Origin of the sequence: Winogradskyella vincentii, assembly GCF_020166345.1 — a bacterium.
GTDB lineage: Bacteria > Bacteroidota > Bacteroidia > Flavobacteriales > Flavobacteriaceae > Winogradskyella > Winogradskyella vincentii.
Window position 1 is genome coordinate 17,742 of record NZ_JAIUJS010000010.1, and the last position, 13,281, is coordinate 31,022.

The 13,281-nt window shown below is 33.3% G+C and carries 13 protein-coding genes; 6 read left to right on the forward strand and 7 right to left on the reverse strand.

All coding sequences use genetic code 11. From position 1 onward, the window contains the following. Positions 1-44 precede the first annotated feature (44 nt). Genes LBV24_RS13805 through LBV24_RS13815 form a run of 3 tightly spaced genes read left to right on the forward strand, consistent with a single transcriptional unit; the run spans position 45 to position 2,560 of the window. Complete coding sequence (locus LBV24_RS13805; protein WP_224479250.1) at positions 45-608, forward strand: RNA polymerase sigma factor; 564 nt, start codon at positions 45-47, stop codon at positions 606-608. Beyond that, complete coding sequence (locus tag LBV24_RS13810; RefSeq protein WP_224479251.1) at positions 595-1,380, forward strand: hypothetical protein; 786 nt, start codon at positions 595-597, stop codon at positions 1,378-1,380. The genes LBV24_RS13805 and LBV24_RS13810 overlap by 14 nt, the downstream gene beginning before the upstream one ends. A 46-nt stretch (positions 1,381-1,426) precedes the next feature. Then, positions 1,427-2,560, forward strand: coding sequence for a DUF2570 domain-containing protein (locus LBV24_RS13815; protein WP_224479252.1), 1,134 nt, complete (start codon positions 1,427-1,429; stop codon positions 2,558-2,560). 125 nt (positions 2,561-2,685) lie between these two features. Here the strand turns inward: LBV24_RS13815 and LBV24_RS13820 are convergent, their stop codons facing one another. After that, the gene (locus LBV24_RS13820) at positions 2,686-3,438 is read right to left on the reverse strand and encodes an endonuclease/exonuclease/phosphatase family protein (RefSeq protein ID WP_224479253.1); all 753 of its coding nucleotides are present in this window, start codon (positions 3,436-3,438) and stop codon (positions 2,686-2,688) included. 155 nt (positions 3,439-3,593) lie between these two features. Beyond that, positions 3,594-4,985 (reverse strand): ADP-ribosylglycohydrolase family protein, encoded by a 1,392-nt coding sequence (locus tag LBV24_RS13825; RefSeq protein ID WP_224479254.1) that lies wholly within the window; start codon positions 4,983-4,985, stop codon positions 3,594-3,596. Between the two features lie 160 nt (positions 4,986-5,145). On the opposite strand from LBV24_RS13825, the gene dnaG reads away from it, so the two are divergent. Next, positions 5,146-7,125 (forward strand): DNA primase, encoded by a 1,980-nt coding sequence (dnaG, locus tag LBV24_RS13830; protein ID WP_224479255.1) that lies wholly within the window; start codon positions 5,146-5,148, stop codon positions 7,123-7,125. Here the strand turns inward: dnaG and LBV24_RS13835 are convergent. Continuing rightward, on the reverse strand, positions 7,115-7,747 hold the full coding sequence (locus LBV24_RS13835) for a response regulator (RefSeq protein WP_224479256.1): 633 nt from the start codon (positions 7,745-7,747) through the stop codon (positions 7,115-7,117). The genes dnaG and LBV24_RS13835 overlap by 11 nt on opposite strands. A 136-nt stretch (positions 7,748-7,883) precedes the next feature. After that, positions 7,884-8,672, reverse strand: coding sequence for an NAD(+) synthase (nadE, locus tag LBV24_RS13840; protein ID WP_224479257.1), 789 nt, complete (start codon positions 8,670-8,672; stop codon positions 7,884-7,886). A gap of 76 nt (positions 8,673-8,748) precedes the next feature. Here nadE and gldB point away from each other — a divergent pair, with 76 nt between their 5' ends. Both gldB and gldC read left to right on the forward strand, forming a co-directional pair. After that, a complete protein-coding gene (gldB, locus tag LBV24_RS13845; protein ID WP_224479258.1) occupies positions 8,749-9,723 on the forward strand; it encodes a gliding motility lipoprotein GldB in 975 nt (324 codons plus the stop codon). Next, positions 9,723-10,061 (forward strand): gliding motility protein GldC, encoded by a 339-nt coding sequence (gene gldC, locus LBV24_RS13850; protein ID WP_224479259.1) that lies wholly within the window; start codon positions 9,723-9,725, stop codon positions 10,059-10,061. Before gldB ends, gldC begins: the two co-directional genes overlap by 1 nt. On the opposite strand, the gene LBV24_RS13855 is transcribed toward gldC, so the two are convergent. From LBV24_RS13855 to LBV24_RS13865, 3 genes are all read right to left on the reverse strand, one after another. Further along, positions 10,062-10,856, reverse strand: coding sequence for a hypothetical protein (locus LBV24_RS13855; RefSeq protein WP_224479260.1), 795 nt, complete (start codon positions 10,854-10,856; stop codon positions 10,062-10,064). A gap of 324 nt (positions 10,857-11,180) precedes the next feature. Continuing rightward, a complete protein-coding gene (locus LBV24_RS13860) occupies positions 11,181-11,507 on the reverse strand; it encodes a hypothetical protein (protein WP_224479261.1) in 327 nt (108 codons plus the stop codon). Between the two features lie 45 nt (positions 11,508-11,552). Then, positions 11,553-13,274, reverse strand: a complete 1,722-nt coding sequence (locus LBV24_RS13865; RefSeq protein ID WP_224479262.1) for an amidohydrolase — start codon at positions 13,272-13,274, stop codon at positions 11,553-11,555. Between the last annotated feature and the right edge of the window lie 7 nt (positions 13,275-13,281).

The window sequence follows — 13,281 nt, forward strand, 5'->3', positions numbered from 1 at the left end:
ACTATTGCGTCTTTAATAATAGAAGAGCAATCGTAAAAACCAACATGAAAGTTATACAACTTCATAAAAACGAATCTAAACTCATACATAAGGCTTCAAAAAACAATAGAGAAGCACAGCATTTATTGTATGAACTGCATGCTCCAAAAATGCTTAGTGTATGTAGATACTACATTAAGGATGTACATCAAGCGGAAGAGGTGATGTTAAATGGCTTTTTTAAGGTGTTTAAACATCTTAAATCATTTAAGAATGAAGGTAGTTTTGAAGGTTGGATTCGACGAATTATGGTTAGGGAGGCCATTTCGTTTCTTCGTACTAAAAAAAATATTGAGTTTATTGCTGAGGATGGATATTTAGAAAAGGATTATTCAAATAATATTAAAACCAATATTGAAGTTGCAGAGATACAGCAAGTAATAGACAGTTTACCAGAAGGATATAAGATGGTATTTGTAATGTATGCCATTGAAGGGTATAAGCATCATGAAATTGCAGAATTATTGAATATTTCAGAAGGCACGTCAAAATCACAATTATTCAAAGCAAGACAGATTTTGCAACAAAAGATTAAAGAATTAAATAACACTAGTTATGGCACCAATTAAATTTGAAGAACAATTAAAGGAAAAGCTTGAAAAGCGCACCTTAACACCATCGTCAGACGGTTGGGCCAATCTATCTAATAGATTAGATGCTGACGACAAGAAATCTAAAAGACCTATCTATTGGTGGTTGAGTATTGCAGCTATGCTAGTGATTATGATTGCTATAACAATCCAGGTTTTTAACAAGGATGGGGTTACTGAGATTTCGTCAGAAATCGTAAATGAAGAGTCAAATGAGATTAAGGACAATGAAGATGCTATTCTAATTAACAATGAAGATAACCAATTAGTTAGTGAAGAAGTTTCACCTAAAGAGCAAATACAGGAAGAAGAAAAAACAGAAAATTCTATTATTGATAATAATATTAAGCAATTGGTTGAAAATAAATCAGCGCCTAAAACAAAGTTGGTTTCTAATACAAAAAAGGTAGAAGTCAAAAATCTGGAATTAGAGAGTCATAAAGCTGACATTAACCAAAACATCATTAAAAATCCAGAGATTGATAAAACAGCAGTGGCAGAGGTTATTGAGAACATTAAAGAAACAAGCGCCATACAACTTGATAGAGAAGTAGACTCGTTATTAAAATTAGCGAGTAAACAACTCACAACAAACAAACTAATTAAAGAATCTAGTAAAACAGTTGATGCAAATGCTTTGCTTGAAGAGGTGCAAGATGATATGGGGCAGTCATTTAGAAGTCGTGTATTTGAAGCGCTAAAGGATAGCTATGAGACGGTAAAAACTGCAGTTGCGCAGCGTAACAATTAAAAGAGAATCAAATTAAACAATTATAATCATCAAAAATCGAACAGTTATGAACACAATTACAAGAATTTTCATCCCATTATTAGTATTAGGTATATGTGCCATATCATATGGTCAAACCAAAGAGATTGACAGTGTTAATATAGACTCAATGGAACCAGAATTGGCAAGTCAAACATATAAAAATGAACAAATAGAAAAGCTGAAAAAGCAAAAAGAAAATGTAGAAAAGCAAGAACGCGAATATCTAAAAGAAGACATTGAAAAAATAAATCAACGATTAGACTCTGGTGAGATAACCGCAGAGCAAGCAGAGAATCTAAAGAAAGAGGCGGCTGAAAAAAGAGCAGCAAATATTGCAGATAAGTTGGCTATAATTGATAAGCAGATAGCCATTTATCAAAGAACTGAAAAAGTTTATCAAGTAAGTATGCCGGGATCTGAAGACGACCAGACTATTATCAGAATTGGTGGTGATGACAATACCAGTGAGAGTTTTATTTACATAGGTAAAAAGGACGATGATAAACCAAGAAAATACGACAGAAGAACTACTGAAGATATTGTATTTGCTATTGGTTTTAATAATGCATTAATTGATGGGCAAAGCCTTGACGATTCGCCATATAAACTTGGCGGCTCAGGATTTGTGGAGCTGGGTTACGCTTGGAAAACGAGATTATTTGACAATACAAATTTCTGGAGGGTGAAATACGGATTTTCTTTTCAATGGAATAAATTTGATATGAAGGATAATATGTTTTTGGTAAATAACGATGACCAGATTGAACTGCAAGAATTTCCATTAGATTTAGATAAGGCCAAATTCCGAACTACTAATTTAGTATTTCCAATCCATTTAGAATTTGGTCCATCAAAAAAGATAGAAAGAGACAACTACTTTAGATATTCAACACGTAATCAATTAAAGATTGGGCTTGGAGGTTATGCAGGTCTTAACATTGGTAGCAGACAAAAACTTAAGTATAAGGAGGATGGAGAACGCGTAAAAGATAAGCAAAATGGAGGTTTTGAAGTAAGTGAATTTGTCTATGGGCTTAGCGGTTATTTAGCTTGGGGTGGTACAGCCTTATATGTTAAGTACGATTTAAACCCTTTGTTTAAGGATCAGACATTCGATCAGAACACCATTTCCCTTGGGTTAAGATTTGACATGGATTAAATCAAACAATATTTCAATTTTTAAGCCTTGATCTATATTAAGATTAAGGCTTTTCTGTTGAAGTTTTACTGCGCAATTGATTAAGTTGGGCTAGTTTGACATTCTATATTAATAATGATGGGGATTTAAATCTTTATTAATAATGGGAAATGATCAGACAAGTGTAAATTGTCAGTTCTTCTATCATCTACACATCGATAGCTTTTCACATCTATATTCTTAGTAAGTATATAGTCTATTTTTTTGCTAACAGGTTTTGTAGTATCGAATCCATTAAAAGTACCAATAGGGCCATATGTAGAAGATTCAGCTATTTTGGAACTCAATTTAAACTCTTTTTCTAGAAATTTAATAGGAGATTCAGATGGAAGGCAATTAAGGTCTCCCATTAAAACTATTCTTTTATTTGTCAATTGATTTTTTCTGATATAATCAATTATTAAATCTGCAGATTTTAAACGTGCATTTTCTCCTTTGTGATCAAAGTGAGTGTTAAATACATAAATAATCTGTTTCGTTGATTTTGATTTGAATTTTCCGTAAACAACAATCCTATTTAGGTCAGCATCCCAGCCTTTAGATACTCTATCAGGAGTACTAGATAGCCAAAAAATCTTTTTATCTATTAATTCATACTTATAATTGTTATAAAAAATAGGACATCCTTCGCTCTCAGTGTCTAACCCATCCCTGCCATGACCGATAAACTTGTATCGACCAAGATGGTCAGCAATAAATTTTAATTGATTTGGCATTGCTTCTTGAATACCAATAAAGTCTGGGCTATAGTATTTTAATAGTTTCACGACTCCATTTTTGCGGAGATCCCACCAGTTGTCTCCATCATTTGGAGTATCATACCGTATGTTATAGGACATAATTTTGGTTTGAGCAAAACAGCTTGAGAAGGTTAGTACTAAGCATATAGTAATAATTATGAGTCTAGAATATTTCATTTTATTAAATTACTTGTTGTTTGTCTTTAGATAATTAATTTAAAACAACTTTCTATTCATGTTTTTTTTGAATTGATTTAATCTTCGAATCTTCGAATCTTCGAATCTTCGAATCTTCGAATCTTCGAATCTTCGAATCTTTGAGGAATTACCCAGGTATTTTCTTCCTTATTAATTGTTCCACCCAATTCTTCTTTTACAACTCTGTCAACTATTATCAATCCCTTTTTAGCCATATTTTCAAAAGTGTCAATTCCATTATTTGGGAAGTTTTGTCTTGTTCTGTGGATATTAAATCGATTTGAGAATTGTCTATTGAAAGTTTTTTCTATTCCATCTTTTCCTATCATGAAACCAATTAAACCACCCCAAGTAGCGGTAGGATTGTCAGAGTCCCATCCAGCAAGAGTTCCAATCTTTATAGTACGTTTTAAATCGCCTTCACCATAAAACAAACTTACTAAGCTTGCTGCAAAGTTTATACCAGCAGCAAAGCAACCGTTACAATACAAGTTCTTTGAAGTTATATCGTATCCGTCTTGTTGTTTGACTTGATATCTATAATAAATTGAATCTCTAGTTTGTTCCCATTTAATTCCTGATTTATAAAGTTTTTGAGTGTAATCAAACATCTTTGCTGGATAAGAATTATCATCAAGAAATGCTCGGGCTTCATTTGCCATCCAGTGTATTCTCTTACTCATAGATTTTTCTGTATTTTTTTTTGATGCCAATGAATACATTGAAACATAAAACTTTGAAATATCCTCTGCTTCATTTCTTGCGGTGGTTTGAATAGGTAAATGAGCTATATTGATTGCGACATCAGGTCTTGTAGGAGAGTACAGACCAAAAATCTCAGTAGTTAATTGCGCATCTATCATTTCATAATGTTCATTGTTTGAAGGATTCCCGGTCTCAGGAGGAAGCAAACCATCCCTCATTAAATCAAATGCCTTTTGATTTGATACCCATAAATAATTTTCCTCTTCAGTTTTAATATGTTTTAACCATCCGTCACGTATTTGTTGCGCTGATAAAATATAAGTGTTATTGGTGTTGAGGAGGTATTGATACATGTATTCTATATCCGTATCATCATCCGATCCCCAAATCTTAGATTGATCTTTAAAGACAAAGTCAATAGTGTCTGAAATATCACTAGGTAATCCTTCGCCCCAAATACTAGGTAGATCGGGTTTGCCCCAGTTTGCTCTTGTGTAAAAGTCACCAGTCTTAATTTCACCTATATTACCAATTTTATCCATTTCTGTAACGAGACCGGTCCAATTGGCAATACTCTGGCCAAGCCAAAAACCATGTAATTGATCACAGTATCGAGCACGAGATAAGGAAATGTATTCTTTTTTCTTATTCGTTGAAATAGTCTGGGTTTCCTTATTCTTTATCTCAGTATTGCACGAAAAAAACACAATCAATAAAAATATTATTGTTATAAAGTTTTTCATTATCAAGGCTTATAATTTTGGATAGGATTCTATTTTATTCAATGCGCATGAGTTAAACGAAGTTCGTCGTTTTTTGGGACAAAGTCAAATAAGTTTCTATCTGCTGTTTTCAAAACAAATAGATTATCTTAAATTTACAGACTTACTAAAATCCAAACATTTGATTTCACAAAATACCATATCACAAGTTTTTGAAACTGCTCGCGTAGAAGAAGTGATTGGGGATTTTGTACAACTTAAAAAGGCTGGTAGTAATTTTAAGGGGTTAAGTCCATTTAGTGACGAACGTACACCAAGTTTTATGGTGTCACCAGTTAAGCAAATCTGGAAGGACTTTTCAACAGGTAAAGGTGGTAATGCCGTTACCTTTTTAATGGAGCATGAACATTTTACGTATCCTGAAGCTATTAAATACCTTGCTAAAAAATATAATATTGAAGTAGAGGAGACCCAGCGTACAGACGAGGAAAAGGCAAAGGCTGATGCTCGGGAAAGTTTGTACTTGGTAAGTGAATATGCCAATACCTATTTTCAGAAAATATTACATAAAACCGATCAAGGTCAGGCCATTGGGTTGAGTTATTTTAAGGAACGTGGCTTCACGGAAGAAACCATTAAGAAATTTCAACTTGGATATGCTTTAGATGAGTGGCAGGCATTTACAGATGATGCCTTAAAAAATGGTTATAGTATTGAATTCTTGGAAAAAACAGGCCTTACCATAGTAAAGGAGGAAAAACGATTCGATAGATTCAAGGGAAGGGTAATGTTCCCAATCCATAGTATGAGTGGTCGTATACTTGGTTTTGGTGGCCGAATTTTAGGTAACGATAAAAAGGCAGCAAAATATCTTAATTCTCCTGAAAGCGATATATATCATAAAAGTAAAATTCTTTATGGTCTGTATTTTGCTAAGCAGGCTATTGCTAAAGAAGATAATTGTTACTTGGTTGAAGGCTATACTGATGTTATACAATTTTATCAGACTGGGATTACCAACGTAGTGTCTTCTTCAGGTACGGCCTTAACACCAGAACAAATTAGATTAATTAACAGACTTACCAATAATATTACCGTTTTATTTGATGGTGATGCGGCAGGTATCAGGGCTTCAATAAGAGGTATTGATTTAATTTTGGAGCAAGGTATGAACGTAAAGGTCTGCACGTTCCCAGATGGTGAGGATCCGGATAGTTTTGCCAAGTCTAATACTTTAGAAGAGATTTCGAATTACCTATCTGAAAACGCCAAGGATTTTATACAGTTTAAGGCATCTTTATTAGTCAAGGAGTCTGACAATGATCCAATTAAAAAAGCCGAAACTATTCGTGAAATTGTAAATAGTATCTCAAAAATACCAGATCAGATTAAACGCGAAGTATACATTCAAGAATGTGCTCGGATAATGGATATTAGTGAAGAGGTTTTGTTCAGTACACTCGCTCAGATACATAAAAAAGATGTACAAGAAGCCAATAAGAAGTACAAACAAGAACAAAAAGCATTTGAAGTAGTAAGGAATGAGGATCAGGTTAAGGAGAAGGTAAATGTTCAATATGAATTAGAGCGAAAAATTATTGAGATTTTAATGCTTTATGGAGATAGGACAGAGCAATTTGAAGATTTAGTTTTGAAGGAAGATGAGGTTTCGGGTGATTTAATAATGGAGCCCACAATCCATGAGACTCGGGTTTTTGAAAAAATATATTTAGATCTTCAAGAAGATGAAATGATGTTTTCTAATGAAAGATTTAGGGAAATGTACTACTCAATTATAGATAAACTAAATCAAGAGAACGAATTTTCTACTAAGGACTTTATTAATCAATTAGATCAGGATTCTGCCTCAACAATAACAAGTATATTGATGGAGGACGAAAAATACAACCTTCATGATTGGCATAGAAACAATATCATTCCAAAGGAAAAACAACACACAATATCACAATTAGTGAGCCAGACCATACTAAGTCTACGCTGTTATCTAATCGATCAGAAAGTTGCAGAATATAAAGAAGATACTTTAAGAGAACAGTCAAATTCTCGAGCAATTTTAGAAGACGTTAAAGATTATGTTGGTCTTAAAATGCTTTTATCAAGAAAGCTTGGTAAGGTTATCGGAGGATACGCTACGAAGTAAGATTATGGTGTTTTGCTTGGTGAATTAAATCTACAATATTAGTTACATTCAACTTTTTAAATAATCTCGCTTTATAAGTACTTACAGTTTTTTCGTTTATATCAAGCTCTTGGGCAATTTCCTTGTTTTTTCTACCTATCGAGAGTAGTTTTAGCACTTCAACTTCTCTTGTAGATAATTTTTTAAACAACCTGCTTCTGCTTTTTCGAGTATCCTCATAGCGCAAATGTTTATCCATTTTTTCACTTAACGACACTTCGCCAGCATTTACTTTTCGCACGGCAATTTCTATTTCTTCAACACTTGCTGATTTACTTAAATAACCAGAGGCTCCTGCTTTAATTGTACTGACAGCATAAATTTCTTCAGGCTGATGACTGAAAATTAAAACTCTAACATCTTTATTTTCTTTTTTTATTGCCCTAAGTGCTGTGATGCCATTTAGTTCTGGCAAGTCAATTTCAGAAATGATAACATCAACATCATTTCGTCTAACAAATTCGAAAATTTCTATGCCACTATTTAACGTACCAACGACGTTAAAATCTGGTTTACTGTTTAAAAACAAATCGAGACCTGTTCTTACAATGGGATGACTGTCTACAATCAATATATTTACCATGATAATTGATTTTAGGTTTGGTTAGGGTAATGTCAATAAAATAAGCTAATTAAGGCCCAATATGTCAGAAGATTCGTTAAACAAAAGGTACGAAAAATAAAACATATGGTGCAATTTAATCGTTAAAATGCATAAATCACCTTAAATTAATAGGAATTTCGCAAATTGGTATAGGAATCATCTTGTGTTTGTTCATCGTATTGAAGCGTTTGTAAATCTCAAATGCTTTCTTTTGTCTACCTTCAAAATCAGAGGCTGTTTTTCCTTCATCGTCCATTTTCATAGCCCATTCTAATTCTGGGTAAGAAGCACCAATCTGGTCTTCGTCACTACGTGCATCGCCAAATAAACCATCACTTGGTGCGGCCTTCATAATGGATTCAGGTACTTCCAAATACTCGCCAATTTCATAGACTTCAGATTTTAATAAATCCGCAATAGGACTAAGGTCTACTCCACCATCACCATACTTTGTATAAAACCCTACTCCAAAATCCTCCACTTTATTACCCGTTCCAGCAACAAGCAACCCTAAAAGGCCTGCATGATAATATAACGTCGTCATCCGCAAACGTGCTCTAGTATTTGCCAAAGCCATATCTACTGTGGCTTGATTACCATCCAAACTCACTTCGGTCTTAAACTCTTCAAACACTGGTGTTAAATCCACACGAGTATCCTTTACATTTGGAAAGCGTTTTTTAAGTTGTGCAATATGTTCTTGTGCTCTGCTAACATGACTTGCAGCTTGATGAATTGGCATTTCAATACATAAAACATTTAAACCAGTTTTTGCACATAAGGTAGAGGTAACTGCTGAGTCGATTCCGCCAGAAATACCTACGACAAAACCCTTAACATTGGCATTTGTTGCATAATCCTTTAACCAATTTACAATATGATCAACTACCTTTTCTGTATGCATAATTTTTAGAATATTTTAATATAAAAGAAATGTACCTTTGCACAACAAAAATAACGGAAACGTGTTAGGATTAAAAATGTTTTACCAAATACAAATACGATTTTACATTATTTTAATAGCAACTATGTTTTTAGCGTCCTGTAATGATGATAAAAGCATTGAAAATGAAATTTCTAAGATTGAAATTGATTATACCATTGAACGTTTTGATAAAGCATTTTACAACGCCAAGTCTAAAGACTTACCAAACTTAAAACAGACGTTTCCATTCTTGTTTTCAAAACAAATACCAGATTCGATTTGGGAAAAGAGAATGAACGATACACTTCAAAAAAGTTTATTGTTAGAAGTTAATAAGAAGTTTCCAGATATAAAGGTTGTGAAAAACGAACTGACAGGACTCTTTCAACACTTAAAGTATTACGATAAAACCTTTAAGATACCGCGTGTTATTACTCTAACAAATGACGTAGCCTACAGAGATAAGACAATTGTAACTGATTCCATTACACTAATTGCTCTTGATAATTTTTTAGGTGCAGACCACGAATTTTACCAAAACATTCCAAGATACCTTGCAAGTAATATGGAGAGAGAGCAAATTGCCGTAGATATTGCAAATGGTTATGCAGAGAAATATGTTTATCAAACTAATAGAATGACGCTATTAGATGAAATGATTTATTATGGTAAACTACTATACTTTAAGGATATAGTGATTCCATTTAAATCAGATGCTGAGAAAATAGGATACACTGAAGAGCAGTTAAGTTGGGCAGAAGCTAATGAAGGCCCAATATGGAGCTATTTTGTAGAAAAAGAACTATTGTATAGTACTGATAGTAAGTTACCTGCACGTTTTATTATGGATGCGCCCTTTTCAAAATTCTATTTAGAATTAGATAGGGAATCACCTGGAAGATTAGGTCAGTATATTGGTTGGCAAATAGTTAGGGCATATGCTGATAAGACTGAATTGTCAGTATTTGATATTATGCAAACTGAACCTGAAGAAATTTTTAGAAAATCAAGATTTAAACCAAAAAAATAATGGCAAATACCTTAAAAAGTAAAATTGAACTTAATGTAGAGCTAGATGAAAATCGTGTGCCAGAAAAACTGAATTGGTCGGCACAGGATGGTGGTATTGATAATGAAGAGGCAAAGGCAATTATGCTCTCGGTTTGGGATAGCAATGCGCAAGAGACTTTAAAAATAGACTTATGGACTAAGGACATGCCTGTTGATGAGATGAAATTATTTTTTCATCAGACCTTAGTTACAATGAGCGATACCTTTATGCGTGCTACACATGATGAAAAAATGACTGCAACCATGAAAGATTTTTGCGATTATTTCGCGGAAAAATTAGAGTTAAAAAAGAATTAATTATTCTATCATTGAGTCCCTCTCAGTGTCGTAATATGGTATTGTATTGAAAGACTCAGCGCTTTCAGCATTAGCGTATTCGGGATTTATTCTTTTAAATCTCATAAACTTGCTAGTATCATAAACTTCCCAAATAGTTAAGGCATTAAACTTCCCTAAACGTGTTTTCATGTCTAACTTATTTTGAGCAATCATCTTGTCAACAACTTTTTTATCACCTATGCGATTAATTGTTCTTCCGCTGTTACCATTTTGTATTTTACAAATTATCCAATAACCAGTAACTATAGGTGCTTTTTTAGGTTCAACTTCGATGATTTTACCATTTGCAACAGCTAAACCGTCAAATGATTCATAAGACTTAGATCCTGAGTTGCTAGACAAAGTCGTATTAGATTCTTTAGTTGTTTCTAAAACTTTTGCAGTTGTTGCATCATTAATAGTATTAGTATTTATTTTGGTAGATGCTAATATGGGTTCATGTCTTAAAAGTGTAAGTATAATTAATTTATCACTTAGCTTTACTTCAGTTGTAAATCTGCCTAAAGGAATATCTTTTAGCGGAATTGAAGCCTTGTTGTTTCTTATTGAAATTCGTTTTTCAAATTTGTTATTAAAAAATGAAACAGAGAATATGGTTCTCTCCCCTTCAAGAAGTAAGGTGTCACCAGATTTGTTCAATGAATGTTTTAATTCATTAGCTCTGTAGTTTATGTTTTTTAATAACGTGGAGTTTTGACCATACATAAATGCAGTCAAAAGCAATAACAAAATTGTGTTCGTAGTTTTTTTCATAAGTAGGTGTGTTGAGGGGGCAACCTAAAGCTAAAATATTTAGCCATAGTTGAAAATTATGAGATAAAACTATATACTACATTTGTAGTTGCATCAATATGTAGATAATATGCAAAATTTAAGGTTAATTTACATCAACAGCCGATATATGGTAAAAAATAGGGTATAAAAAATTAAGGTAAATTCAGTCTTTATATTAAAATTCTCCAGAAAATGTATCAGTTAAATAATTCTCAAAATTAGGTTTTTCGGTATTCTTTAAAACGTATTTGGTCCATGCAATCCGTTCGTGATTTATTACTTCTAATTCCCATATACATGGTGCTAAACATTGCCGGAAATTTTTTCGAAATGGCTTAGATTATCGTAATCACTTTTAAAAATTAAAGTATTGAGCATGTTTTTACCAACCCACCAATTAATTAATGAGAAAATACCTTCTGTACCTGCATGTAGAATTAAAAATCCAATGTTTTCATGGTCTGAATTAAAACCATTATTGGTTTTTAGCCATTCAGACAATTGTGATTTTACATGGTCGTAGAATTTAGAGTGATTAAATTCACTTTCTTTAGAAATGGTGTAGATTTTTATTTTCCAACCATCAGTACTAATCAATTCTTTAAATTCTATGTTCCGTTTTTTGTACATTTTATTTCTACTTAATCACCCGATTAATTAATCATTTTGAAGTTCTTAGTTTGAAGAATCATAAACTACTTTACCTCCAAAGATTGTCATTGAAATCTTTGTATCTAGGATGTCTCCTTCATCTACAGTCATTAAATCTTGATTGTAAATGGTAAAATCAGCCAATTTTCCAACTGAAATGGAACCTTTTATATCTTCTTCAAAAGCACCATAAGCGGCATCTAATGTATATGATTTCAAAGCTTGCTCTCGTGTCATTTTTTGTTCAGGTTCATAACCACCTTCTGGTAAACCTTTTAGGGTTTTTCTACTCACACTTGCGTAAAAACTTGCAATTGGATTCAAAGGTTCTACAGGAACATCTGTGCCATTTACAATTGGAACACCACTTTGCAATAATGTTTGCCACATATAAGCGCCTTCTTTAATTCTTTTTTCACCAAGTCTATCGATTGCCCATGGTCTATCTGAAGACATATGTACAGCTTGCATTGCTGGGATTACATGTAATTCTGCAAATCGAGGTATGTCTTCAGGGTGTAAATGTTGAGCGTGTTCAATTCTAAATCTATGGTCCTTTGAAGACTCGGGATATTTGTTAAGTGCTATTTCATAACGATCTAAAATCTCACGATTTGCTCTATCTCCAATAGCATGTGAGCAGACTTGAAAGCCATGTACCAAACCATTTAGAGCAGTTTTCTTTACAAATTCCATAGGCAAAGTTTCATGACCGAAGTGATCTGGTCTATCTGAATATGGCTCTAATAACCATGCGCCTCTTGATCCTAATGCACCATCACAGTTGAGTTTCACAGATCTAATGGTAAAAAGATTATCTTGATCTATCATAGTTCCTTTTTCAAACCATTCATTCAATAAATCTCCATCCCAACCTGTTAACATGGCATAAATGCGTGTTTCCATTTTACCTTCAGCCTTCATTTTATTGTAGAGCTCAATGGTTTCTCTTGGGATACCTGCATCATGAAAGCTGGTAATTCCGTTTTTATGACATGCTTCAACAGCTAAATCGAAGGCCTTAATATCAGATTCTGGAGTTCTTTCAGGTATGTGCTGAGTAATCAAAGACTGAGCACGTTCATTAAATACGCCAGTTGGTTTGCCAGAAGCGTCAACTAATACTTCGCCTCCTTCAACCTCATATTCCTTAACACCATCAATTGATAAATTGATTAAACCTGCGATTTCCATTGCCTTTTCATTAGCAAAACCAGCATGACCACTGGCATGCCTTAGATAAACTGGATTGTCTGGAGAAACTTCACTCAATAAATGATGAGTTTGAAATCCATGTACTGTTTCTGCAGGCATACTGTCCCATTTACTTTGATGCCAGCCTCTACCCGTAATCCACTCACCTGGTTTTGCCAATTTTACACGTTCCGCAACAGCATCTACAATAGCTTGGTAACTTGTTGTATTCATAAGGTCAAGGTTCAGTTCATTATAACCTAAGCCCATAAAATGACCATGACCTTCTATTAAACCAGGAGTCATTGTCTTACCTTCTAAATCTATAAGTTTTGTGTCTTTACCTTTAAATTCTTCGGCTTCCTCAAGACTACCAGTAAATATAATTTTATCGTCTTTTGTTGCAATTGCTTCAACAGTAACTAATGAATCAACTGTATATATGGTTCCTCCAAAAATTAGCATTGTAGCTTTTTGTGAATTATCTTTAGAACAAGACCAAGCAATTAAACAAATAATTAATAATGAAATAGAAATTTTTCGTGTTGACATTTTTAGA

What these genes read in the sequence shown, in the direction of transcription:
- LBV24_RS13865 (WP_224479262.1), bottom strand. Translation starts at nt 13,274, where the DNA reads ATGTCAACACGAAAAATTTCTATTTCATTATTAATTATTTGTTTAATT.
- LBV24_RS13820 (WP_224479253.1), bottom strand. Translation starts at nt 3,438, where the DNA reads ATGTCCTATAACATACGGTATGATACTCCAAATGATGGAGACAACTGG.
- LBV24_RS13860 (WP_224479261.1), bottom strand. Translation starts at nt 11,507, where the DNA reads ATGTACAAAAAACGGAACATAGAATTTAAAGAATTGATTAGTACTGAT.
- LBV24_RS13835 (WP_224479256.1), bottom strand. Translation starts at nt 7,747, where the DNA reads ATGGTAAATATATTGATTGTAGACAGTCATCCCATTGTAAGAACAGGT.
- LBV24_RS13810 (WP_224479251.1), top strand. Translation starts at nt 595, where the DNA reads ATGGCACCAATTAAATTTGAAGAACAATTAAAGGAAAAGCTTGAAAAG.
- gldC (WP_224479259.1), top strand. Translation starts at nt 9,723, where the DNA reads ATGGCAAATACCTTAAAAAGTAAAATTGAACTTAATGTAGAGCTAGAT.
- LBV24_RS13815 (WP_224479252.1), top strand. Translation starts at nt 1,427, where the DNA reads ATGAACACAATTACAAGAATTTTCATCCCATTATTAGTATTAGGTATA.
- LBV24_RS13855 (WP_224479260.1), bottom strand. Translation starts at nt 10,856, where the DNA reads ATGAAAAAAACTACGAACACAATTTTGTTATTGCTTTTGACTGCATTT.
- gldB (WP_224479258.1), top strand. Translation starts at nt 8,749, where the DNA reads ATGTTTTACCAAATACAAATACGATTTTACATTATTTTAATAGCAACT.
- LBV24_RS13805 (WP_224479250.1), top strand. Translation starts at nt 45, where the DNA reads ATGAAAGTTATACAACTTCATAAAAACGAATCTAAACTCATACATAAG.
- nadE (WP_224479257.1), bottom strand. Translation starts at nt 8,672, where the DNA reads ATGCATACAGAAAAGGTAGTTGATCATATTGTAAATTGGTTAAAGGAT.
- LBV24_RS13825 (WP_224479254.1), bottom strand. Translation starts at nt 4,985, where the DNA reads ATGAAAAACTTTATAACAATAATATTTTTATTGATTGTGTTTTTTTCG.